Origin of the sequence: Larsenimonas suaedae (assembly GCF_023712105.1) — a bacterium.
Lineage (GTDB): Bacteria > Pseudomonadota > Gammaproteobacteria > Pseudomonadales > Halomonadaceae > Larsenimonas > Larsenimonas suaedae.
The window spans coordinates 478,917-502,789 of record NZ_JAMLJI010000001.1 but is presented as its reverse complement, the minus strand read 5'-3'; the positions used below and the strand labels follow the sequence as shown (position 1 = coordinate 502,789).

The following is a 23,873-nucleotide window of genomic DNA, read 5'->3' as shown; positions in this document are numbered from 1 at the left end:
TCATGCAAGTCGTTGTACACGGAAGTACGTTGAGTGCGGCCACTGCCGCGACCGCGCTTTCCATGGTTGGCCACCGTGTACATTGGTGGCCGCACCCCGACACGCCCTTTGAACGGCTCGAAGAGAGCGAGTGGCTGAACAGCGAGCCGGGTCTCAAGGCCCAGCTCGATCAGGCGCGCGCACAGGGGTCGCTCACCATTTGCGACAAGCAGAGCGGGCTGCCCCGGGCTAACATCTATTGGCTCGCGCTCGATCCCGACAAGCACGACTACGCCCGAGACTGGGTTCAGACCGTACTTGCCAAGGAGAAGGGCGAGTTCGTCATCGTCAACAACAGCACGTTCCCGATCGGGTACACGGAAACACTGTCGAATCTGTTTACTCGACCGGGTCAGGCGTGTGTCGCACTGCCGGACATGCTGGAAGAAGGGCGGGCGATGGCCATGTTCACCCGGCCGACCCGCATTCTTCTAGGCAGTGATGATGAGTTTGCCATCAAGCAGATTCGTGAACTGCTGCGCGCCTTCAACCGGCGCGAAGATTCGTTCCAGTTGATGCCCTGCAAGGCCGCCGAGTTCACCAAGCTCGCAATCATCGGCATGCTGGCGACGCGCATCAGCTACATGAACGAGCTGGCAAGCCTTGCCGATACGATGAACGTCGACGTTGAAGTGGTACGACGAGGCATGGGCGCCGACCCTCGCATCGGACATCAGTACCTCTACCCGGGGTGCGGTTTCGGTGGCCCGAACTTTGCCCAGCATTTGACGCGCCTTTCGGAAATCCAGGCGGAAAAGGGCAGGGATTCCCAGCTCATGCAGCAAGTGCTCGATATTAACGAGCACAAGAAGGAAACCCTGTTCAGAAAGCTCTGGCAGCACTATGAAGGGCAGCTTGCCGGCAAGACGGTCGCCATTTGGGGCGCCTCGTTCAAGCCTCACACGGCAAGCATCGACAACGCGCCGTCGATCGCGCTGATGCAGGCGCTGTTCGCCCAGGGCGTCAAGGTGCAGGTTCACGATCCGATGGCATTGCCTCGGCTCAAGGAGTTCTTCGGTGACCATCCGCTCCTGACACTTGCCAACAGTGCCTATGAAGCGTGTGACGGCGCAGAAGCACTTCTGCTTGTCACCGAATGGAAAGGGTATTGGAACCCCGAATGGCAGCGCTTGAGCACTCTGCTCAAAACGCCGCTCATTCTTGATGGGCGCAATATCTATGACCCCGCCTATGTGGCTGACAAGGGCTTCATCTATCGGGGCATCGGTCGTCGCGCCGACCCTCGCTAGCGTGACGGTGGACATCAAAACGGGCTCCCTTGGAGCCCGTTTTTTTTAAGCTCACGCCAACCTGAATGGCGAACTGTGGCGTGTTAGTCTTGTCTTTGTAGTTGATCTAGTGGAAAACACCTGATCTATCCTTGCCCGGCCGCCGAATCACGACGGAACAGACATGCAAATAGTGCCCGACCCCAACGATAAAACGTCCTCGAACACATCGTCCTCGCGCAAACCGGCGTGCGGTGACAGCGGCTCAGGCGCGTCGTCCTCAAGAAAGGCCTTGATCTGGGTAGTGCTTGGCGTGATCACCCTGAGTGCGGCCGGTGGCTTCTATTACCAACACCGCCAGCTCACCGAGACGCAGGCTCAGCTTGGCGCACTGCAAAGCGCCCTGGGCGATAGTTCCGATACCGACGCTGAAAACGTCATTACACGCATGCACGCCCAGTCCAAAAAACTCGAGCAGCAGGCCAGTGCCACGGCCCAGCTTGAACAGGACGTCGAGGCGCTTGGCGCTCAGCACAAGCAGTTCGCTTCAGCGTCCAACGTAGCGGCCGCCGAAGAGCATGCTCGAAGCGAGCGCGCTCGCCTTGAAAAGCAAAATGAGGCGCAATCGGCGCGAATCGACCAATATACCCAGACGCTTACAACGCTCAAGCATCAGCAAGGCGCCATGGTGGCCGCCGACACCTCCCAGCGCGAGCGCCTTGAGCGTCTACAGGATCGGCAAAAGCAGCAAAGTGAATCGTTCAATGAACTAAAAGCAGACGTCAAGCGTCAAAGTGGCCTCTCCAAACAGCTCGAGGGCCTTGAACGCCGCCTTAACGAACTGGAAAAAGGCCAAAAAGCACCGGACGAGCTGGCACAGCTTCAAAAGGACCTGGCTCAACAAAAAAAGGCCATGGCTCAGCTTTCCAACCAGCTTGACGCCCAATCCTCGGACATCACAGCACTCCGCGCGGCCAATGAAGGGCCAAACAATGAAGGACCAAATACCGATCTTGACGCCATCGAGACGCGTCTGGATCGACTGGACGATAGCCGTCGCCAGCTGAGCGGCCGCGTTGCCCAGCTCATTACCGAGGTCAACAGGCTTCAACAAAACAATTAAGACAAGAACGGACAACACATGACCAGGATGTCATCAGCAATGTGGGGCAGATACGCCGGGCCGGCCGTACTCGCTCTGTCGCTGCTACCGGCTTCAGCATACGCACTCGATGCCTCGGTCAAGGGCATCGATGGTGCTCCGGCCACCAATATCGCCAACTTTCTGGCGCCAATCTCCATTCCTGAAAACGCGCGCCTTGAAAGCTACAAGGCGGAGGTGGCCGACAAGGCGCAAAAGGCGCTGCACGCGTTCGGTTACTACTCGGCCGAGCTCGAGATCACCCTTGAAAACCGTGATGACGTCACCGTTCGGGTAACGCCTGGAACGCCTGTGAAGCTGAATCACCTCTGGCTCGAATTAAGCGGTGCTGGAGCGGACGATGATGCACTCAAGCGCTTGATCGATGGCAGTACGCTCAAGGCCCGAAAGGGCAAGGCGCTTCATCACGCCGATTACGACGGGCTCAAGGCCAAACTTCAGAACATGGCGCTTCAGCGCGGCTACTTCAATGCGCGCTTTGTGACGCACCGCCTTGAAATTCGCCCCTGGGCCCACCAAGCCAACGTGGCCCTGTCGATGGACACTGGCCCTCGCTATCGCTATGGCGACATCACCATTTCCGGCAGCCAGATCGATGAAAATCGTCTGAGAGCCATGATGCCGTTTCATGAAGGCGAGTATTACGAAACCAACGACCTGGCCACCTACAATCAGCGCCTGTCCCAGATGGGATGGTTCAAGAGCATCACCGTCGCCCCTAGACTTGATACCGCCGAAGAGGACACAACGATCGCTTCACCGGGTACGCCGGAACTGGGGCAGTCACCGAGCGCTGACGCCCGACAGGACGGTAACATCCGGCCGCCCAGTGATGCCGAGGTACCAATCGATGTCAATCTGGTGCCTGCCGACCGGCACCGCTTCGAAGTCGGAGCCGGCTACGCCACCGACGTCGGGCCGAGGTTTCGCTTCAGTTGGGATCAGCCCTGGGTCAACTCCAGAGGCGACAGCTGGAACAATTCGCTCTACCTCTCTGCGCCTCGAACCGTGTTCGAAGGGCTTTATTCCATACCGCTGGACAACCCCCTGCGCGACAGCTGGGAAATTCCTTACGGGCTCAAGAAGATCGACAACGAAGATACCCGAAGCTTTGAAAGCTCGATTGCGCTTGCCCGCCAATGGAAGTTCTCCAACGGCTGGCACCAGCGCGTCTATGTACGCGCTACCCGTGAAGATTTTACCCAGGCCGATCAAGACGCGACGGTCTACCTTCTGGTGCCCGGCGTCAGCTGGCGCCGTACCGCCGTCGACGACCAGCGCTTTCCCATGCACGGCAACCGTCAGGACGCACTGTTCGAGGTCTCGGATCCCGCCTGGGGCTCCGATGCCAGATTTGTCCGAACGCGACTCAGCTCACAGTGGATCACGAGCCTCGGCACGGATAACCGCTTTGTCGGCCGCGTGACTGTCGGTGCAACAGCCACCGACACCTTCGATCAGATTCCCCCGTCGCTACGCTTTTTTGCCGGCGGCGACAACAGCCTTCGCGGCTATGACTACGAAAGCCTCTCCCCGGAAAATGACGACGGCGAACTGCTCGGCGGTCAGCATCTGTTGACCAGTACCGCCGAATATCAGCGCCGAATCACCGGCGATTGGTGGGGTGCGGTATTCACCGATGCGGGTAACGCCTTCGATGAATGGTGGCCCAATGACATCAAACACAGCGCCGGCATCGGCGTGCGCTGGATTTCACCGGTCGGCCCGATCCGTTTCGATCTGGCCAAGCCCATCGGTGATGAAGACGACTCCGGCGTACATATTCACTTTGCGATAGGGCCTGAATTCTGATGAAGAAGGTACTCAAGGGCGTTTTCTGGACACTGATCAGCCTTATCGCCTTGGTGTGTCTGTGCCTGGGGCTTGCGCTGTCGCCGTGGGGCACCCAACAGCTTCTGGGTTACGCCAAGTCAAAAGGCTGGATCGAGTATCAATCGGTCTCGGGCGCGCCGCTGGACGATCTGACCCTTACCGGAGTATCGCTAGAAACGGCAGGGCTTAGCCTGCGCGCGGAGACGCTGCGCCTTGATTGGTCAAGCGACTGTCTGACCAGCGGCGCGCTGTGCATCGATGATCTGACCGGCCAAAACATCGACGTCACATTAAAGCCGGCACCGAGCGAGGCGCCCGAGGCGGAAGAGGCATCGAACGGCGACGGGCGACTCTCGACGCCCATTCCGTTGGAGGTTCGTAATCTCGATGTCGATCAGCTGAACGTGACGCTTGCCAACGGCGCGCGGCTTGGTTGGGCACGCTTCACGTCAGGTCTGCGGTTTGAAGGCCATACGATTCATATCGACCGCACCGAGCTTGTCGACCCGTTTTACGACGCAACCGCCGTCACGCCATCGACCGATCCTGCGCCCGCGCCGGCCAACACGGGCGGCGCCATTGATAACCCGCTCAAGGCGCTGGATCAGGAGCCATCGACGGATCGTATTGACCTACCAGGCATCGTGCTGCCGGTCGATATCGATCTACCGTTTCTGGCCGTCAGAAATGCTCGTATCACGAGCGCTCCCGACACCCCAGTCCAGACGATCGAGGCGCTGGAACTTGCCGTTCAAACGCGCGACAGCCACATAAACATCGAGCGCGCGCACCTGGAGGCCCCACAAGGTCGGCTCGACATCAACGGCGAGATCACTCTTTCTGAAAACTACCCGATGGCGCTTAACATCGACAGCCGGATAAACGCAACACCATTTACCGGCCAGAGCCTGGCGCTGTCACTCACGGGCGACGCCTCGGATGCCTCACTGACGCTCAAGGCCGAAGGCGACGTGACCGCAAGCGCCAAAGGCAATGCCGACATGCTGGCCCCACGTTTGCCGTTTGATATAACACTTTCCGCGCAGAAGACCCAGTGGCCATTCAAGGGTGTGCCCGTCTATACCCTGGACACCCTCACAACCAGTTTGAAAGGCGACCTTGACGGCTATCGCCTTGCAATTGATGGAGAGGGCGCAGGCCCGGAAGTCAGCTCTCTGGCACTCAATGCCCGGGGCAGTGGCAATGCAACCTCGTTTGACTGGCAGACGCTTCGCCTTGAAACGCCAAAGGGCCGGCTTTCCAGTGAGGGAACCCTTTCGTGGGCCAAGGGCATCGCTGCCCGCGCAACGCTCGATCTCGCCTCGCTTGATCTTGGCGCCCTGACGCCGTCCGTTTCCGGAAGCCTGAACGGTCAGGGCAAGGTCGAATTTACCCAGCAGCCGGAAGGCCCATGGTCGGTCGATGTGCCGGGATTGAAGCTTACGGGAACGGTCCAGAATCGACCGTTCCAGCTCGATACCGCGCTTTCCGGTAACAGCGACATGCACTGGGACATCGAGCGCTTTGCCCTGCGTCAGGGCCCGAACCGTGTCCGGGCCAAGGGAACGCTTTCGAATACCTACAACCTCGATGCGACCATCAATGCCCCGGATCTAAGTACGCTTCTGCCGACGCTGGCTGGCCGCCTCGATGGCTCCATTGCGCTTTCCGGTAGCGCCGAAAAGCCGGTTGCCAAGGCACGTCTTGCAGGTCAGTCACTTGCTTTCAACACCCTGTCGATCGGTCAGCTGGGCCTGTCGGCCACCAGCTCCGGCAAGACCAACCCGCGACTTGATGTGGACCTGTCGCTTGACGAGCTTCAAACCGGCGCACAAATCTGGTCAAGCATTGCGCTGACGCTTGACGGCCGATTGAGCGACCACCAGCTTGCACTCGATGCCAAGGGCGGGCCCGATAACGCAGTCGATGCGCTGTCGAGCCATCTGGACGGGCACTTCGATCAGCTCAAGCAGCGCTATACCGCAACGATCGATCAACTTGCCACAACGCTTTCGCGCGGGGATCGAATTGCGCTCAATGAGCCGCTGCGCGCCACCGTGCGCCTTGATCAGTCGCGGGCTCACCTGGAACCGTTCTGTCTCGTGCGTGAGCAGGGGGGCTCGCTGTGTCTTTCCGAGGCGGCCGACCTTGGTGCTGACAAGGGCGCCATGACGCTCTCGCTCAATGATATTCCCATGAGCGTTGCCAACAGCGCACTGCCTGATGGCTGGCAGGCCAGCGGCACCACCCTTGGCAACATCGATCTTGCCTGGCAGAACCAGGCCACGAGATGGCAGGCCGATGGCGAGCTTCGCTCCACGCTGGACCTTGAAGGCCAGGCCGCCGATGGTAGCCCATGGCAATTGCCTCAAACCCGGGCCCGATTGAGTCTTGATGCCACGCAATCCCGGGCGCGTGCCGACCTTGACCTTGACCTTTCCGAGGCGGGAAAACTCGGGCTTACGGTCAATGTCGATGATCCGATGAAGACGCGGAGCCTCGACGGGTCATTGACGGTCGACCGACTCCAGCTCGAGCCCTATCAGCCGTTGGCAGCGCAGCTCGATACGCTAAAAGGGCAACTCAACGGGCGAGTGGCATTGTCAGGCTCGACGATCGCGCCCCGACTCAATGGTCAGCTGACGCTTGATCAGGTTCGAGTCAGCGGCCGGGATATTCCGGTTGCACTGGACGACGCCCGGGTTGCGATGAACCTGCAGGGGGATCATGGCACCCTCGACGGCGCACTGACGTCCGGCGACGCTACATGGGACCTGGGCGGGCAGGCTAGCTGGCCAGAAAGCGGCAACTGGGACGCCCGAGTCACGCTCGATGGCGCCGACCAACCGCTTCTGGCATCGCTTCCCGCTTACGGGCGCGTTCGCGTCGCGCCGGATCTCCAGGTGGAGGCCACCCCCGAACGTCTAGCCATCGGTGGGACCGTACGCATTCCCTGGGGGCGGATCGAGGTCGACGCCTTGCCGCCTTCCGCGGTATCGCCGTCCAAGGATGAAGTGATTCTGACCCGCGAGGAAGCCGCTCGGACGGATCAGGCCATCGAACAGGGTGAGCTTCCAGACTGGGCCACCGGGCAGGCTCTTGAAGAGGCGGGGATGGACCTGGATGTAAACGTCAATGTCATTATCGGCAACGACGTTACTCTGAACGCCTACGGCCTGGCCTCCAACCTCAACGGTACGCTGAGGGTTCGCCAAAGCCGCGGCACGCTGCAGCTTTTGGGCGACATTGACCTCAGTGGCGGCCGCTTCAAGGCCTACGGCCAGAACCTGATCATTCGCAAGGGCAAGGTTACCTTCAACGGGCCGCCTGCCGAGCCGTATCTGGATTTCAGGGCCATCCGTGACCCCGAGACCATTGAAGACGACAATATCATTGTCGGACTTCAGGTTACCGGCAGTGCCAGTCAACCCAACATTCAGGTGTTTTCCGACCCTGAAATGAACGAGACGGCCGCGCTTTCCTATCTGCTGCGAGGGCGCGCACCGGACGACTCAGGGGACAGCGACAACGCGCTCGCCTCGGCGCTGATCGGCCTGTCTGTCTCCCAGAGTGGGCGCGCGATCGGCTCGCTCGGCGAAAATTTCGGCATCCAGGATCTGACACTCGATACCGCAGGTTCCGGCGACTCGAGCCAGGTGGTTGTCAGTGGCTATCTGTTCGATGGCTTGAAAGTCAGCTACGGCGTTGGCATGTTCTCCTCCATTGCCGAGCTGACGCTTCGCTACAAATTGATCCAGAGCCTGTATCTGGAAGCCGTATCCGGCACCAACCAGGCGCTGGATCTGATCTATACATTCAGTCTTGGCAAGGCAAAAACGCCTGCCGAGCAACGCACGGAGGAATGAGATATGGGTCTATCGACCATGCCGACCGCCGAAACGGCCTTACCCGGCCGGAATACGTCAATGCCGGTGGCTACCGAGCATCACGTCAACGGGCGTTCGATCGTTTCACCGTATCCAAGCGGCCATGAAGAGATCGTGCTGGGACTTGGCTGTTTCTGGGGAGCCGAGCGGCTGTTCTGGCAAACGCCAGGCGTGTGGGTCACGGCGGTGGGTTATGCCGGCGGCCTGACACCGAACCCTACCTACAAGGAAGTGTGTTCGGGGCGAACCGGCCACGCAGAAGTGGTGCGTGTCGTATTCGACCCGACCATCATCGGTCTGCCCGAGCTCCTGCGTATTTTCTGGGAGTCCCACGACCCGACACAGGGCATGCGTCAGGGTAACGATGTCGGCACTCAGTACCGATCGGTCATCTATTACACCGACGCCCATCAGCTCGAGAAGATCAAGGCCAGCGCCCGTGAGTACGAACGGGCGCTGGATCAGGCGGGAGTGGGCAAGGTGACCACGGAGATCGAACCGCTGGAGACATTCTACTTTGCTGAAACGGAGCATCAGCAGTACTTGAGCAAGAATCCAGCGGGGTATTGCGGTCTCAAGGGCACTGGCGTCAGCTGCCCGATTGCCTAGGGCTTAGGCGTCGCCAACGGGCTTGATGAAGTCGAATCGGTAGAGCTGATCGATTTCATCGAGCCTATCTTGTGAGCATTCAAGATCCTTGACCTGGCCATTGCTCAGGCTATAGCACCAGCCATGAATCGACAGGTTCTGACCGCGTGCCCAGGCGCGCTGAACGATTTTGGTTGAACAGAGATTGCTGACCTGCGCCATAACGTTGAGTTCACACAGACGATCGGCCTGCTGTTCGATCGGTAGCGGTGACAGTTCGCTGCGGTGCATGGCGCTGAGCTGTCTCAGCGAGTGCAACCAGTAATCGACGATGCCGCATTCATCCCCATCCAGCGCCGCTCGGACCCCCCCGCAACCGTAGTGACCAACAATCATGATGTGTTCGACGCCCAGTACATCGACTGCGTACTGGATCACCGACAGGGCGTTCATGTCGTTGTGATGGAGGATATTGGCCACGTTTCGGTGAACGAACACCTCTCCCGGCGGAAGGTCAATGATCTGGTTGGCCGGCACCCGGCTGTCACTGCAGCCTATCCAGAGAAACTTGGGGGTTTGCTGCCTGGATAGGCGCTCGAAAAAGGCAGGGTCCTGCGTCTGCATCTCCTCTGACCATTTTCTATTTTGTTCCAATAGCTTCTGAATATCAGGAGAAATGCTTTTGCTCATCGGTTTTAGCCCTTAATACGTCTTGAGTGAATTGCACAGCTAGTATAATGACCCCCAAATCGAACGTCTGTAGTTGATCCGTGACTACACAACTATCCATCAGGGAGCTTTATTAGTGTCCAGTTTTGAGTACGACCTGTTTGTTATCGGTGCCGGTTCGGGCGGTGTACGCGCTGCGCGCACGGCGGCTTCGAAAGGCGCCCGCGTTGCCGTGGCCGAAGACCGCTACCTCGGTGGCACCTGCGTCAATGTAGGCTGTGTGCCCAAAAAATTATATTCCTACGCCGCGCATTTTCAGAGCGACTTCAAAAATAGCCAAGGCTATGGCTGGAGCCTCGATGACGCGCCGCGCTTTGATTGGGCGACACTGCGCGACAACAAGACCCGTGAGATCGAGCGGTTGAACGGCATTTACGGCAAACTGCTCGATAACTCCGACGTCACGTTGATCGATGGCCGGGCAACGGTTATCGGACCCAATGAAGTCGAGGTCAACGGCGCACGTCACACGGCGAAAAAGATTTTGCTGGCGACCGGCGGCTGGCCATGGGTGCCGGAGTTTCCGGGCAAGGAGCACGTGGTCAATTCCAACGAAGTGTTTGACCTTGAATCGTTTCCGAAGCGGTTTCTGGTGTTGGGCGGGGGCTATATCGCCGTCGAGTTCGCCAGCATCTTCAATGGACTCGGCGCAGAGACGCATCTGATCTATCGAAGCGATCTCTTCCTGCGCGGCTTTGATAATGAAGTGCGCGAGTTCACGCGCGATGAAATGGCCAAGAAGGGCGTCAACCTGCATTTTCAGACCAACATCGAACGCATCGATGCACGCGGTCAGGAACTTGACGTCACGCTGACTACCGGCGACGTGCTCACCGTAGATGCTGTCCTGGGTGCCACCGGGCGTAAGCCCAATCTCGACGGGCTCGGGCTCGACAATGTTCATATCGACATGACGCCTTCGGGCAAGGTGGCCGTTGATGAGCACTATCAGACCTCCACACCGTCGATTCTGGCCCTCGGTGATCTGATCGAGGGGCCAGAGCTGACGCCTGTGGCGCTTGAAGAGGCCATGCGCCTGGTCGAGTGGCATTTCAGCGACGAGCGCACGCTGCCGGCACTTGAGCTCGATAAGGTGGCGACCGCCGTATTCTGCCACCCCAACATTGGTACGGTAGGCCTAAGTGAAGAGAGCGCTCGCGAGCGCTTTGAAAAAATTCGGATCTACACCGCCGATTTCAAACCGATGAAACATACGTTGTCAGGCAGTGATGAACGCTGCTTCATGAAACTGATCGTCGATGACGCTTCCGACAAGGTGCTGGGTGTTCATATGGTCGGTGATGAGGCCGGAGAGCTGATTCAGGGCATGGCCATCGCGGTGCGAGCCGGACTTACCAAGACCGATTTTGATGCAACCGTTGGAATTCACCCGACCAGTGCCGAGGAATTCGTGACCATGCGTTCCGTCACGCGCCATTGACAAACGAAGCACGTCATAAAAAAACGCCGCTCATGCGGCGTTTTTTTATGGATAGACCTTAGGAGTACACGAGAACCCGGCACAATGGATAATTTTATTTTATGGGAAAAAATTCAAACCATAACAAAAAAATTTGATAAGCCGATAACTCATTGTTATGGTTATTGCTTAATCCTTCATCTACGACGAACGGCATGGACACATCACAACAGACTTTTACCTCGTCACGCGACCTGAATCGACAGGGCGGTGCGGAAACGATCATCGAAGGAAAGACCCCACTTCTCATACGCTCACCCGGAACTGACGACGGCTGGGCCATCTATGAGCTGATCAAGTCCTGCCCGCCGCTGGATGTAAATTCAGCCTACGCGTATCTCCTGTTGGCCACGCAGTTTCGTGACACTTGCGCCGTGGCGACAACAGAAGACGGCGAAATCGTTGGGTTCGTGTCCGGTTACGTTAAAAGTAACGCCCCCGACACCTTTTTCCTGTGGCAGGTTGCTGTAGGTGCCAAGGCACGCGGCACGGGCCTTGCCCCGACACTGATCGAGACCGTGCTCAAGCGCCCCAGTCAGGAAGGTGTACATCATCTGGAAACAACGATCACTCCGGACAATGACGCATCGTGGGGGCTTTTCAAAAAGCTGGCCCGCCGCTGGCATGCTCCGCTTAACAGCCGCGAGTATTTCTCGGAAGAGCAGTTGGGCGGGGAGCATGACCCGGAAAATCTGGTGCGCATCGGGCCATTCGACCCCAGCGCTATCTGAGCCAGTCCGTCACAGGAAGCATCTCGTATAGATCGATCTTATTTCGTGAATCACTTTCAGGAGCTTATATCGCTATGGATACACAGTATCTCGAAAATATCGAATCGAACGTTCGTACCTACTCTCGTTCATTCCCGGTCATTTTCGACAAGGCCCAAGGCGCCAGAATCTGGGACGCCGACGGCAATGAGTATCTGGATTTCCTGGCAGGAGCGGGCACCCTGAATTACGGTCATAACGAATCGGATCTTCAAAAGGCCTTGATCGACTATATTCAGTCCGGCGGTATCGTGCACGGGCTGGACATGTGGACCGATGCCAAATACCAGTTCTTCAAAACGGTCGAGGAGATCCTGCTCAAGCCACGCGGCCTGGATTACAAGATTCAGCTACCGGGGCCTACCGGCACCAACGCGGTCGAGGCAGCTATCCGCCTTGCACGCCACGCAACGGGTCGCAAGAACATCATCACGTTCACCAACGGCTTCCACGGTGTCACCATGGGTGCACTTGCAACTACCGGGAACTCGAAGTTCCGTCAGGCCGCCGAACTTCCGGCAATCGGTGCTCAGTTCATGCCTTATGACGGCTATCTGGGTGAGGGCGTAGATACCCTCGACTACCTCGAAAAGGCCCTGACCGATTCATCGAGTGGCCTGGACAAGCCCGCGGCGGTCTTTTTCGAAACGGTACAGGGCGAGGGCGGCATCAACGTGGCCTCGATCGAATGGATGCAGCGACTCGAACGCCTATGTAAAGCGCATGACATCCTGATGATTGTTGATGACATCCAGGCAGGCTGCGGTCGTACCGGCAAGTTCTTCAGCTTTGAGCACGCCGACATCAAGCCCGACATCATCACCAATTCAAAGTCGATTTCAGGCTTTGGCTTACCGTTTGCCATGGTCCTGATGCGCCGCGATCTTGATGTCTGGAAGGCCGGCGAATACAACGGCACCTTCCGTGGCTTCAACTTCGCCATGGTCACGGCAACGGCGGCGCTCAAGAAATACTGGTCAGACGACACCTTTGAAAAAGACATCCAGCGCAAGGGTGAGATCGTCAAGACGCGCTATCAGAAACTCGCCAGCCTGATCAGCGATCACGGGCACCCAGCCAGTGAACGTGGCCGAGGCCTGATGCGAGGACTCGATGTAAAAACCGGCGAGATGGCCGACAAGATCACCAAGCGTGCGTTCAAGAAAGGGCTGATTATTGAAACCTGTGGTCACGACGGCAACGTCATTAAATGTCTGTGTTCGCTGACGATCACGGGAGATGAGCTCGAAAAGGCGCTCGATATTCTTGAAGACAGTGTCAAGGACGCCTTGGCTGCATAAATCAATAGGGTCGGCAACCGATAAACGCCGGCAACATGGTTGACGCTTTTTTCGACATCGACGGCGCTTAAGCGCCACGACCTGGAGGGTACTTCGTGATTGTTAGAAACCTGGAACAATGCCGCAATTCAGAACGGTTCGTTGAAGCGGAAAACGGCAACTGGGACAGCACACGATTGATGCTTGCCGACGATAACTGTGGGTTTTCATTCAACATCACCCGAATTTATCCGGGGACAGAAACCCACATTCACTACAAGAATCACATTGAAGCCGTGTTTTGTTATGAAGGCGAGGGCGAGGTCGAAACCATTGCCGATGGCAAGAAGTACACCATCAAGGCAGGCGACATGTACCTGTTGGATCAGCACGATGAGCATTGGCTCAGAGGCAAGGAGCAGGGCATGACGGTTGCGTGCGTGTTCAATCCGCCGCTGACCGGCCGTGAAATTCATAGAGACGATGGCTCCTATGCCGCGCCCGACGCCTAGATCGGCTGCCTACAGAAACCTGGTCTGAGATATTTCCTGGCCAGACAAGAAAACCCGCCAAATCGGCGGGTTTTCTTTTGTCGATCCACTGTGTATCCAACAAAAGCTTATTTGAGATACCAGGGCGTGCCATCCTTGCCGTCTTCGAAAATGTCCTTGTCTTTGGGGACACTGGACGTTGACGCCGTATTTTTATGGCGAGTCAGATCATCCGATCGCTGCCCGGCATCCTGGGAAGGCGCGGCCTTGTAAGTGCCATGCTGACGAGTTGATGACTCGGAAGTATCGTCAGGCGCTGACGCCGAGGGTTCGGTCGCAGCCGGTGCGTTCGACGAGTGTGCATCCGGGCGTGATGCATCTTCCTTTTGCGCCTCGATGGCGCTTTCGGACTCGGGCCCATGTTCGGCCTGAGCCTTCGGGGCATGGCGTGTATAGAGGATACGAAGCCGATTATTGCCGCAGCGTCCGACAATGGTGCCTTCTGCGTTTTCAGCTTGAGCGGCCGGGATGGCGTGCAGACTGAACTGATTGTAGGGCACGCCGTTCTCGTGAATCTTGCCGGCAATCATATCGATGGTCGTCTCGCATGACGCGAAAACGGTATGTGCACTGAAACTCAATCCAACACATAGCGCCATTCGCATGAGGTAGCGCATGTTCATTTTCCTCCAGAAAATTCCTCTCGACCTTACCATGACCCGATTTCATTGCCACAGTTCACTGCCAGGCATTTGACCGAACCGCGCCAAACGCACAGGTAACAAGCGATTCGGCACAGAACATGGCCGCCTGATAACTTCGCATAATATATATTATGTTAAATATAGTATTGCAAAGCATCTAACACATATTAGATTCTCTGGGTATCTACTCTACCTAGGCTGGCTGCTCCCCCCATATTCATGATCATTGTGCCCTGCGCAACTCACGCTGGATTCGTCAGTCAATCCAGCCCGACAGTCAGTCCGGCTCAACGTGGCTCCATTAACCGTTACGATTCAAGTGACCCAGTCACTGGCAAAACACGCCAGTGACTGGGCCATAGTGCTCGAGATTTACGACATCGAATCCGCCGAATAAGCCTCATCGTCGGTTTGAGCTTCGGTGCGCGCGATGATCGCACTCCCGGTCAAATCGCCAGTGACATTAAGCGCGGTACAACCCATGCCAACCAGCGCATCGATTGACGTCAAAAGCGCCACCGTCTCGATCGGCAGGCCAACTTGTGCAAAAACCGTGGCGATCATCACGATTCCAGCCCCCGGGACTCCGGCGGTGCCGATCGAGGTAAGTGTACCGATCAGAACGATCTCGAGCATGCTGGTGAGATCAAGTGGAATGCCCGCCACGTTGGCTGCAAAAACCGCCGAGATTGCAATCCGAATCGCGGCGCCGTCCATGTTGACGGTTGCTCCAAGAGGCAGACTGAAGGCGTAAAGGCTCCGTGGCAGCTTAAGGCGCTGAGCCGCGTTCAGCGTTAATGGCAATACGCCGCTGCTGCTCTGGGTGGCGAATGCGGTTGCCATGGGCGTACGTGCCTCGCGAAAAAACGCCCCAAGTCGCACTCCGAACCCTTTCATCAGCAGGCAATAAAACACCAGATGCACGGCCAATGCCAAATAGAGCACCAGTACCATGTTGCCAAGGGAAAGAATCGTGCCAAATCCCTGCCTGGCAACCGTACCGGTCACGATGGCAAACACGCCAATGGGTACGACGTGCAGCACCCCCGCCATCACCTTCATCGTTACCGCGTTCAAACCCTCGATCACCACATAAAGCTTTTCCGCAAGTTCGCTCTGGCGCTTTCCATCGGACGTTTCGTTGACCCCATGAGCGCTCGACGCGTCGCCCCTGGTTGCCGCCCCGTACTGCCGAAGCTTTAAAAGCGCAATGCCAAACACAAAGGCGGTGAAGATAATGCCCAACAGGTTGGGCTTGGCCATCGCGGAGACAATATTGTCGGGCACGATCGACAGCAGCACGCTGACAATGCCCGGATTTTCAGGCACTGAAATAGCCGCGCTGTCATCAAGCTGCATGCCGCTGCCCGGTGAGAGCACTGACGCGACGGCAAGCCCGATCACGATCGCCATTGCCGAGGTCGCCACGTAGTAGACAAAAACCTTTCCGCCCATGCGCCCAAGACGCCCGAGTTCGGCCTGATTGATGCCCACAATCAGCGTGAACAATACAATCGGTACGATCAGAAACTGCAAAAGGCGCAGCAGCAAATCGCCCAGTGGCGCCACCCAGGCAGCAAAGGTCTCGCCCCCCAATAACCCGGCGCCAAGTCCCAGCACCAGAGCAATGGTGACACGTAGAATCAAAGAGGAGTCGAGATAGACTCGAACGAGTGACTTCATTTAAACGCCTTGATAAGTAAATGATGAGCGCGTCGCGGGCCACACACACCGCCCGGCATGCGCCCGCGCCGCCACGCGGTGAATGCGCGTATTATCGATGCGCGCCCGGGTCAACCGTCAATACCGGCGGGCGTATGGATCACCACCGTGCACATGAACGGTTTGGTCAAAAGACGGTCAATGAACACCATGGACGCGTCAGGCAGTGCATTGCGGCAAGCGGGTCGTACCGCCTTGAAACCAGGCGCGCCAGGGTTTCCGATTGGGCTTGAAGCCGACGACGTTCAGAGCATAGCGTGTGCTGACGGCACGAGAGATGTTATGTTATCACCCGTCGTTTTTCTTCCCGATCTACCGGTGGCTTTATTTAATGACTCATGCTCATTCATTGAAGGACATGCTGACCGCGGCCGAGCAGCGCTGTGCGGACCAGGGCGTTCGTTTCACCGCGATCAGAAAGCGCGTATTTGAATTGATTGCCGGCTCGGACTCAGGCGTCAAGGCCTACGATATCCTCGACCTGCTCGCAAAGGAGCATGCCTCGGCGCGACCGCCAACGGTGTACCGGGCGCTGGATTTTCTGTTGGAACTCGGGCTTATTCACCGCATCGAATCCCTTAATGCCTATGTAGCGTGCCCGTGCCCCGATCACAAGCGCGGGTTTCAGCTGATGATTTGTCAGGAATGTGGCAACGTCGAGGAGCTTCACGACGAGCGCATGTCTGAACATCTTGACGGCGTGGCGTCCGAATATGGCTTTTCAATTCGACGGCAGACCATTGAGCTACTGGGTCTGTGCCGTCAATGCCACTGACGGCGCATTGTACTGACCAACAATGTTATAGTATAACATTTGCGTACGCATCGTCAGCCACTCTAACCGGATCGCCCGCATGAATGTTAAAGCCCTTGTCGTAAGCACTGCCCTTTTTGTTACGTCCTTGCCCGTCATGGCCGCACCGCTTCAGGTGTCGACCAGCATTTTGCCCGAAAAATGGCTGATCGAGCAGCTCGGCGGCGATTCGGTCGAGGTTCAGGCGCTGGTTGAGGAAGGCAAAGAGCCCGAGGACTTTTCCCCCTCACCTCGCCAACTCTCAACGCTTACGCAGTCAACGCTTTACTTCGCTATCGGCGTCCCGTTCGAGCAGGCCTGGCTTGAGCGCTTCGAGCAACGTGCGCCTGAGATGAAGGTTTTTCATCTCGATCAAGGCCTTAAAAAGCGCGCCATCGAAGCCCACGCCGAGTCTGCAAGCGGCGCTGATGCACATGGCGCGCATAGCCACGAAAGCCACGGACATGACGCGCATGAACATGCCCATCATGACGAGCATCAGGCAAGCCACGGCCACAGTCATCACGAAGGGCAGCCGGACCCCCACGTCTGGCTTGACCCCGACAATATGATCGTCATGGCACAGACTGCCGCGGATGCCTTGAGCGATGCCCTGCCCGATCAGGCTGAGGCCATCGAGGCGCGCGAACAGGCGCTGATCCAGAAGATCGAGCACACCACAGACTCGATTGAGCGCGAGCTTGCGCCATACAAGGGGCAAAGCTTCATGGTCTATCATCCGGCGTTCGGGTATTTCGGCGACCGGTTCGGGCTCAACCAGCTTCCCATCGAACTCAACGGCCGTGAACCTACGCCTCAGGCACTCAACGCACTGATCAAGACCGCACATGACCAGAACATCCATACCATTTTCATTCAAAAGCAATTCTCTACGCGCATCGCGTCACGGCTTGCCGATGAAATCGATGGCACGGTGGTTGCGATCGACCCGTTGAGCCCCGACTACCTGAGCAACCTCGAACACATTGCCGATGCCTTGAAGCGCGGCTTTTCGAATCAAGACGGATAATCGATGAGCCAACCCGTTATCTCGCTCGACCAGGTCTCCTTTGCGTTTGGCACCGAGCATGTCCTTAAAAATGTCAGCCTCGATGTTCAGCCCCACGAATTTCTGGGGCTGATTGGCCCCAACGGCGGCGGTAAAAGCACACTGCTTCGACTGATTCTGGGCTTGCTGCCGCCACAGAGCGGCGAGGTACAGGTGCTTGGCACCTCGCCTCGAAAGGCGGCGAGGCAGCTTGGGTATGTGCCTCAGTTCGCTCGATTTGCTCGCGCCTTTCCGATCAGTGTTGAAGATGTCGTGTTGATGGGGCGCTTGAAGCGCGGGCGCATGCTGCTGCCCTGGCGGCGGCGCGACCGCGACTCGATCACGCCCACGCTTGAGAGACTCGGCATCGACCACCTGCGCCATAAACCGGTGGATGCCCTGTCAGGCGGACAGCTGCAACGGGTATTGATTGCCCGGGCACTTGCCGCAGAGCCCCGCATTCTGCTGCTCGATGAGCCGACGGCAAGCGTCGACCGGGATGGAGAAACGACGCTTTTCGAGTTGTTCAGCGAGCTCAAGCGCGAGATGACCGTCATGGTCATCTCGCACGATCTGGGCTTTATCAGTGACTACGTCGATCGGGTCGCGTGTCTCAATAAACAGCTGATCATGCATCCGACCGAGGCCGTGACAGCCGACACAATCAACCAGCTCTACGGTGAACAGGTACAAATGGTTCACCACCACCACTGATGGGTATCACCTTGGCTCTGCAGGATTTCTTCTACGCCCTCGCGCACCAGTCGTTTCTCTTGAACGCCCTGATCGTTGGACTACTTGCGGCCGCGGCCGGCGGGCTTGTCGGGCCGTATGTCGTGGTCAAGCGTATTGGCTACCTTGGTGGCGGCATCGCGCACACCGTGCTTGCGGGCATGGGGATTGCCTACTTTCTTGGCGCCTCACCGATTCTTGGCGCCTTTATCTGCGCGATCATCTCCGCCTTGATCATCGGGGTCATCAGCCTCAATCAGGCCGATCACGAAGATACCCTCATCAGCGCGTTCTGGGCCGTTGGCATGGCCACCGGGGTCTTGTTCATCAGCCAGACGCCCGGCTACGCAACCAATCTGACCAGCTATCTGTTCGGCAACCTTCTGCTGACGCCGTCCGGGCTTGCGCCGCTTCTAGCGCTCGTCGTTGCAGTGATTGGTGCGCTTTTACTGTTTGTGCACAAGCCCTTGACCGCGGTCATTTTCGATGACGAATTCGCGCGCCTTCGCGGCGTGCCAACCAAGGCGCTCTACCTGCTGCTGCTGTGTCTGGTTGCGATTACGGTGGTCATCTTGTTGCAGGCGGTTGGCTTGATCATGGTCATTGCCCTTCTGACCCTGCCCTCGGCGCTCGCCGGCCATCACGTCGGCTCGCTCGGCAAGATGATGCTGTTTGCCTCGATCGCCGGCGGTGCGTTCGTGTTCATCGGTATGGGCATTTCGTGGGTGTCGGATTTGCCTTCGGGTGCGACCATTGTTCTAGTCTGTGGTGTCAGCTATTTTTTCTCCCTGCTGTTAAAACGTTTGCGCAGTTAATTACCACCTACAGGAAGTCAGATGCCCTCGTCTCTCGCGCTTTTTCGCGCGCTCGAAAAGTCCGCGCCCGGCACCAAAACCACTACTGATACACTTTTGGACGCCATTCCCTGGAACGACGACGGCCTGATTCCGGCCATCGCTCAGCAGTTTGATAGCCGGGAAGTACTGATGATGGCCTGGATGAACCGCGATGCATTGACTGAAACGCTCGAGAAACACCGGGTGTGCTACTGGTCGCGCTCGCGTCAGCGCTTCTGGCGCAAGGGCGAGTCTTCCGGCCAGGTGCAGGTGCTCAAATCCGCTCATCTTGATTGCGATGGCGATACCCTTCTGCTGCTGGTCGATCAATTGGGTCCGGCCTGTCACACCGGGCGCAAAAGCTGCTTCTATCATCAGCTTGATCGTACGGACAGTACGATCACCACCGCGCCCGACGTCGATCCGGAGACCCTTTATGGCCAGCGAAAGGATCGCTGAGCGCGCCTGGAACACTGCAAAGATCGGGTTGGCCTGGGTCTTCAAGAAAGGGATCAGGGGCTATCAGCTTTTTATCAGCCCACTGACTGGGCCCAGCTGTCGGTTCTACCCCACCTGCTCGAGTTACGCGCTCGAGGCAATCTCGCAGTATGGGCCGTTCAAGGGCGGCTGGATGGCCTTGAAGCGTCTTTCAAAATGCCACCCCTGGCATGAGGGCGGCATCGATCCGGTGCCGCCCGCGAACGGTGAGCGCAATAGCACTCACCGGCACTGAACGCCTGGGTTATTGGTGCACGCGCGCACTTTGGTAGATGTGGTCAAGCATTGCATGCAGGCCATTGCTGCGCGTGGGCGACAGGTGTTTATCCAATCCGAGCGCCTGCAGGAAATCCGTTGAGGTTGCCATGATTTCAGCCGGCGTTCGATCGTTGTAGATCCGCATCAATACCGCGATCAGCCCGGAAACGATAGCGGCGTCGGAGGTGGCCTGAAAATGCAGCCGCCCGTCTTCCAGCTGCTCGTGAATCCAGACCTGGGATTGGCAGCCTTCGATTCGAGTGTCGCTGGTTTTAAGCGCGTCGGGAAATTCGGGCAGCGCCTTGCCCATGTCGATCAGATACTGGTACCGATCCATCCAATTGTCGAAAATCTCGAATTCATCGATAAGTTCCTGCTGCGCATCACTCGTGCTCATGACATCTCCTTGGTCGCGTGACGAGCATTATAACGGGCGTTGGCAAACTCGACGAGCGTGCCACTCGTAAGGCGCATCGAATCACGGTACGTCCGTTGTCAGACCATGACGGCTCTGCTGCTGCTGCCACTCATCGCTCTCGGCGTGGAGATAGCGCGCCGTGGTTTCAAGACGCGCGTGGCGCGCGTTCAGAGCGAGGTATCTAAGCTCGATGCCGGCCTGCGCCTGATGCGTCAGCGACGTATGGCGCAACCAGTGTGGTGTGGCGGCTCGAAGCCGCTGCACGAGGCGCTGCTCATCTGGGGTTGATGCGTCGAGTTCATCGGCAAGGGCTGAGTAGGCCTGCTTGAATAACCGGTAGAGCTGATTGTCACTGAGCCCCCGCTTGCCATCCAGTGCGCGCAGCACCGGCGCATCCTCCATTGGGCCAGGTTCCGGCGGCAATTCAAGTGCTGCCCGCCACTGCCCAAGTAGCGCCATCATATCGGCGGGGACCGGCAGGCGTGCCCACTTATCGCCCTTTCCCACCACTTGCCACCACCACTGACCTTCATGCAGAAAAAAATCGTTCATGCGCGCCTGGCTCATCTCGCTGATGCGTGGCGCCAACAGGTAGGCAAACCCGAACATGAACCGCAGGCGCTGCGCCTCGAAGCGCTCGCGTGAATCACCTTGCTCTGCGTGCGGACGATTCAACCGCGTCCAAATCTGAGCCCACTGATCGCGTTCGAAGTAGCGCTCCACCGGGCGTGCGCTGTTGTTGAATCGGCGCGCTCGGTCTCGAATCAATGAAAACGGGTTGTGGCGAACCCAGCCGCCCTGCTGAAGCCAGCTCATCAAACTTTGCAGGATCACCAGCGCCTGACGCCGGCTCGCAGGCGATAACCCACCCCGAAACGGGCGCCACGTTGGATGATGACGCGGGCGAGTCGGCCCAACCCACACCGAGGCCGGCTGCGGATCTTCCAGAAATCGATCGAACGCGTCGATGTGCGACCGCTTAAGGTTGTTAAGCGTCAGCGCCTGCGCTTCCAGCCACAGCACAAAGCGCTCGGCCTCCTTGCGATAATGACGCAGGGTTTTCGGGCTTTGGCGGTACTCGAGCAGCCACTGAAGCACGGCTTCCCGGTCGTTGTTGGCCTCGACAAGCCCTGATCCCTCCGTACCGGCACCCCTTGTGCCAGTCATCAGCGCCTGCTCGTTACTCACCTCAAGCGGTGCAAAGGTCCTATCGCCCACGCCCTCTCCTCTTACGCTCATCGAGTTCCCTCTAACACGCTCTTTCAGGGCGCTTTTTGCCCTGCTTTAGTTTTGATACCCACACTAAGTCACTCGGCCCGATAAACTCAAGATAAGCCGCGTAATCTTGAATTTTAATTGTACTTCGTAGTGTATTTTACATATTACGTAATACGTAAAAACCTTTATTTTACGACGGACCTCGGCTATTCTCGGCGTATAAAGCAGGCATAAATGACAACGCAGGGATCAGGGAGTTACTCACCATGGCTCGAGCAGGGATCAGCTACGACGATGTGCAGCGCGCCATCGAGGCACTGCTGCAACGCGGCGAGTCGCCAAGCGTTCAGCGCATTCGTGAAACGCTTGGCACCGGGAGCTTCACCACCATCAGTGACCACCTTCGGGAGTGGCGGACACGGCGCACCGAAAACCGGGATCAGCCGCTGCCCCAGTCACCGCCCGACCGCCTTCAAGAAGCCCTTAACGGGCTGTGGCAACAGGCACAGGAAGAGGCGTTCGAGGCGTTGGCGCTCTATCGAAAGCAGGCCGATGAACGCATCGAAGAGGCCCACACTGACGCAGGCCAGGCCAAGCGGATGACCGAAGACGCGCAGCAACGTCTCAGTGCACTCGGCGAGCGCTTCGATCAGGTACAGGCGCGGCTTGAAGAAAAGACCACGGCACTCGCCCACCGCGATCACGAATTGGCTCAGGCGCGCAAGCACATTGATGACCTGCAGGCGCGCCTAGATACGCGCGATGAGCAGATCGAGGCCTTGAGCAAGGAGCGCACTCAGCAGGAGGAAGATCACCAGCACGTTGTTGCCCAGATGGAAGAGACGCGCAAGAAACAGCTCGCGCAGGAAGAAAGCCGTCACGAAACGGCCGAGAATCGCTTGATGCAACTGCTCGACGCTGCTCGCCAGGAAAAAACGGACATCGAGAAACAGACGCGTCGCAAGACGGATCAACTCGAGGAGCGCATCGATCGGCTCAATCAGCAGCTCGAAGCCATGCGCCAGAACGCCCAGAATGAGGAGCGCAAGGCACGCGAGGCGGAATGGAAAACTCAGCAGGCTCAGCAGACCCTTCGCGAAACCAGCGAGCGCGAACAGCGCCAGACCAAACTGCTCGATGAAAAGGAGCGGGAAAACGCCCGTATCAAGACCGAGCTCCGCGTTCTGCAGGAGCGCCTTTCACGGACGACGTTGCCGCCTTACATCTAGACCAGGAACTCACACGGCGGGGGATGCCGATGCTGGATACAAAAATGCCCCGCGGGTCTGCAAGTCCGTGTCGGTACAATTCCGGGTGGAGGCAGCCAGCGAGGCTTACTGGATTATACCCCCAACCAAATGCCCGATGCAAAACAGGTAATGTGAGCACAAAAAAAAGCGCCCTCAAGGGCGCTTTTTTGATTCAACCGAGCCACATGCGCGGCTCAGCCATCACTAATTAATAGTAGTAATTACTAATTATCAATTAATAGTAGGCGTTGGTGGTGTCGGAGTGGTCGGTCACATCGCGTACGGCAGTAATTTCGGGAATGCGCTCGATAATGGTGCGCTCGACCCCCTGCTTGAGCGTGACGTCGACCGCGGCGCAGCCCTGGCACCCACCACCGAACTGCAGAACGGCCACATTATCCTCGGTCAGCTGAATCAGCTTGACTTCACCGCCGTGCGCGGCAAGTCCCGGATTGATTTCGCTGTAGAGGATATAGTTGATGCGATCTTCCATCGGGCTGTCGGCGCTGACCTTCGGCATCTTGGCGTTGGGCGCCTTGATCGTCAGCTGGCCGCCCATGCGGTCCTTGTTGAAATCAACGACCGCTTCCTCGAGAAACGCCTCGCTGTGCTTTTCCAGAAGTACGGTGATCTTGTCGAGCTCGAGCTTGATGTCAGTCGGCTCTTCCTCGCCCGGACGGCAGTACGCCAGGCAGGTTTCGGCGTAGGGTGTACCGGGCTGCGTGATGAAAACGCGCACGCTGATGCCTTCGACGTCCTGCTTGGCCAAAAGCTCGGACAGGTACTCCTGCGCGTTATCGGTAAATTCGATGCTATCGCTCATGAATATCCCCTGGATACAATGCGGAAATTGGCTTTATGGTACGCCATGATCCGCATCAGGGACAATTCCCGAGTATTTTGATCGG

22 protein-coding genes are annotated in these 23,873 nt (G+C 57.7%); 16 read left to right on the top strand and 6 right to left on the bottom strand.

Annotation, left to right across the window (positions count from 1 at the left end; all coding sequences use genetic code 11):
• The first annotated feature begins 2 nt into the window (after positions 1 to 2).
• The 5 genes from NAT49_RS02365 (at position 3) to msrA (ending at position 8,759) form a co-directional block, all read left to right on the top strand.
• Positions 3 to 1,289: a nucleotide sugar dehydrogenase gene (locus NAT49_RS02365; RefSeq protein WP_251590026.1), complete on the top strand. Its 1,287-nt coding sequence runs from the start codon at positions 3 to 5 to the stop codon at positions 1,287 to 1,289.
• A 163-nt stretch (positions 1,290 to 1,452) separates the two neighbouring features.
• On the top strand, positions 1,453 to 2,391 hold the full coding sequence (locus NAT49_RS02360) for a hypothetical protein (protein WP_251590025.1): 939 nt from the start codon (positions 1,453 to 1,455) through the stop codon (positions 2,389 to 2,391).
• Between the two features lie 39 nt (positions 2,392 to 2,430).
• Positions 2,431 to 4,242 (top strand): autotransporter assembly complex protein TamA, encoded by a 1,812-nt coding sequence (gene tamA, locus NAT49_RS02355; RefSeq protein WP_251590023.1) that lies wholly within the window; start codon positions 2,431 to 2,433, stop codon positions 4,240 to 4,242.
• Positions 4,242 to 8,129, top strand: a complete 3,888-nt coding sequence (gene tamB / locus NAT49_RS02350; protein ID WP_251590021.1) for an autotransporter assembly complex protein TamB — start codon at positions 4,242 to 4,244, stop codon at positions 8,127 to 8,129. Before tamA ends, tamB begins: the two co-directional genes overlap by 1 nt.
• A gap of 3 nt (positions 8,130 to 8,132) precedes the next feature.
• Positions 8,133 to 8,759 carry a peptide-methionine (S)-S-oxide reductase MsrA gene (msrA, locus tag NAT49_RS02345; RefSeq protein ID WP_251590018.1) on the top strand — a complete coding sequence of 209 codons (627 nt, stop codon included), beginning with the start codon at positions 8,133 to 8,135 and terminating at the stop codon, positions 8,757 to 8,759.
• A 3-nt stretch (positions 8,760 to 8,762) separates the two neighbouring features.
• Here the strand turns inward: msrA and can are convergent, their stop codons facing one another.
• Positions 8,763 to 9,416, bottom strand: coding sequence for a carbonate dehydratase (gene can, locus NAT49_RS02340; RefSeq protein WP_374708802.1), 654 nt, complete (start codon positions 9,414 to 9,416; stop codon positions 8,763 to 8,765).
• Positions 9,417 to 9,543: 127 nt separating this feature from the next.
• On the opposite strand from can, the gene gorA reads away from it, so the two are divergent.
• The 4 genes from gorA to NAT49_RS02320 all read left to right on the top strand — a co-directional run bounded on the left by gorA (position 9,544) and on the right by NAT49_RS02320 (position 13,509).
• A complete protein-coding gene (gene gorA / locus NAT49_RS02335) occupies positions 9,544 to 10,908 on the top strand; it encodes a glutathione-disulfide reductase (RefSeq protein WP_251590014.1) in 1,365 nt (454 codons plus the stop codon).
• Between the two features lie 194 nt (positions 10,909 to 11,102).
• The gene (ectA, locus tag NAT49_RS02330) at positions 11,103 to 11,678 is read left to right on the top strand and encodes a diaminobutyrate acetyltransferase (protein ID WP_251590012.1); all 576 of its coding nucleotides are present in this window, start codon (positions 11,103 to 11,105) and stop codon (positions 11,676 to 11,678) included.
• A gap of 74 nt (positions 11,679 to 11,752) precedes the next feature.
• Positions 11,753 to 13,018 (top strand): diaminobutyrate--2-oxoglutarate transaminase, encoded by a 1,266-nt coding sequence (gene ectB, locus NAT49_RS02325; RefSeq protein ID WP_251590010.1) that lies wholly within the window; start codon positions 11,753 to 11,755, stop codon positions 13,016 to 13,018.
• 95 nt (positions 13,019 to 13,113) lie between these two features.
• Positions 13,114 to 13,509: an ectoine synthase gene (locus NAT49_RS02320; RefSeq protein ID WP_251590008.1), complete on the top strand. Its 396-nt coding sequence runs from the start codon at positions 13,114 to 13,116 to the stop codon at positions 13,507 to 13,509.
• Positions 13,510 to 13,616: 107 nt separating this feature from the next.
• Here NAT49_RS02320 and NAT49_RS02315 read toward each other — a convergent pair whose 3' ends face one another.
• Together NAT49_RS02315 and NAT49_RS02310 are read right to left on the bottom strand one after the other, a co-directional pair.
• On the bottom strand, positions 13,617 to 14,165 hold the full coding sequence (locus tag NAT49_RS02315) for a DUF1161 domain-containing protein (protein WP_251590006.1): 549 nt from the start codon (positions 14,163 to 14,165) through the stop codon (positions 13,617 to 13,619).
• A gap of 399 nt (positions 14,166 to 14,564) precedes the next feature.
• Positions 14,565 to 15,875 (bottom strand): dicarboxylate/amino acid:cation symporter, encoded by a 1,311-nt coding sequence (locus tag NAT49_RS02310; RefSeq protein WP_251590004.1) that lies wholly within the window; start codon positions 15,873 to 15,875, stop codon positions 14,565 to 14,567.
• Positions 15,876 to 16,245: 370 nt separating this feature from the next.
• Here NAT49_RS02310 and NAT49_RS02305 point away from each other — a divergent pair, with 370 nt between their 5' ends.
• The 6 genes from NAT49_RS02305 to yidD all read left to right on the top strand — a co-directional run bounded on the left by NAT49_RS02305 (position 16,246) and on the right by yidD (position 20,056).
• Positions 16,246 to 16,689 (top strand): transcriptional repressor, encoded by a 444-nt coding sequence (locus NAT49_RS02305; RefSeq protein ID WP_251590002.1) that lies wholly within the window; start codon positions 16,246 to 16,248, stop codon positions 16,687 to 16,689.
• Positions 16,690 to 16,768: 79 nt separating this feature from the next.
• Positions 16,769 to 17,737 carry a metal ABC transporter solute-binding protein, Zn/Mn family gene (locus NAT49_RS02300; RefSeq protein ID WP_251590000.1) on the top strand — a complete coding sequence of 323 codons (969 nt, stop codon included), beginning with the start codon at positions 16,769 to 16,771 and terminating at the stop codon, positions 17,735 to 17,737.
• 3 nt (positions 17,738 to 17,740) lie between these two features.
• Positions 17,741 to 18,469 carry a metal ABC transporter ATP-binding protein gene (locus tag NAT49_RS02295; RefSeq protein WP_251589998.1) on the top strand — a complete coding sequence of 243 codons (729 nt, stop codon included), beginning with the start codon at positions 17,741 to 17,743 and terminating at the stop codon, positions 18,467 to 18,469.
• 11 nt (positions 18,470 to 18,480) lie between these two features.
• Positions 18,481 to 19,302 carry a metal ABC transporter permease gene (locus NAT49_RS02290; RefSeq protein WP_251589997.1) on the top strand — a complete coding sequence of 274 codons (822 nt, stop codon included), beginning with the start codon at positions 18,481 to 18,483 and terminating at the stop codon, positions 19,300 to 19,302.
• 21 nt (positions 19,303 to 19,323) lie between these two features.
• The gene (gene hisI / locus NAT49_RS02285; RefSeq protein ID WP_251589996.1) at positions 19,324 to 19,782 is read left to right on the top strand and encodes a phosphoribosyl-AMP cyclohydrolase; all 459 of its coding nucleotides are present in this window, start codon (positions 19,324 to 19,326) and stop codon (positions 19,780 to 19,782) included.
• Positions 19,760 to 20,056, top strand: a complete 297-nt coding sequence (gene yidD / locus NAT49_RS02280; protein WP_251589995.1) for a membrane protein insertion efficiency factor YidD — start codon at positions 19,760 to 19,762, stop codon at positions 20,054 to 20,056. Before hisI ends, yidD begins: the two co-directional genes overlap by 23 nt.
• A gap of 9 nt (positions 20,057 to 20,065) precedes the next feature.
• Here yidD and NAT49_RS02275 read toward each other — a convergent pair whose 3' ends face one another.
• The gene (locus tag NAT49_RS02275; RefSeq protein WP_251589994.1) at positions 20,066 to 20,476 is read right to left on the bottom strand and encodes a SufE family protein; all 411 of its coding nucleotides are present in this window, start codon (positions 20,474 to 20,476) and stop codon (positions 20,066 to 20,068) included.
• Between the two features lie 81 nt (positions 20,477 to 20,557).
• Positions 20,558 to 21,715, bottom strand: a complete 1,158-nt coding sequence (locus NAT49_RS02270; protein ID WP_251589993.1) for a tyrosine-type recombinase/integrase — start codon at positions 21,713 to 21,715, stop codon at positions 20,558 to 20,560.
• 266 nt (positions 21,716 to 21,981) lie between these two features.
• Between NAT49_RS02270 and NAT49_RS02265 the strand changes: the two genes are divergently transcribed.
• Positions 21,982 to 22,944, top strand: coding sequence for a DNA-binding protein (locus NAT49_RS02265; RefSeq protein WP_251589992.1), 963 nt, complete (start codon positions 21,982 to 21,984; stop codon positions 22,942 to 22,944).
• A gap of 256 nt (positions 22,945 to 23,200) precedes the next feature.
• Here the strand turns inward: NAT49_RS02265 and nfuA are convergent, their stop codons facing one another.
• Positions 23,201 to 23,788: a Fe-S biogenesis protein NfuA gene (gene nfuA, locus NAT49_RS02260; RefSeq protein ID WP_251589991.1), complete on the bottom strand. Its 588-nt coding sequence runs from the start codon at positions 23,786 to 23,788 to the stop codon at positions 23,201 to 23,203.
• Between the last annotated feature and the right edge of the window lie 85 nt (positions 23,789 to 23,873).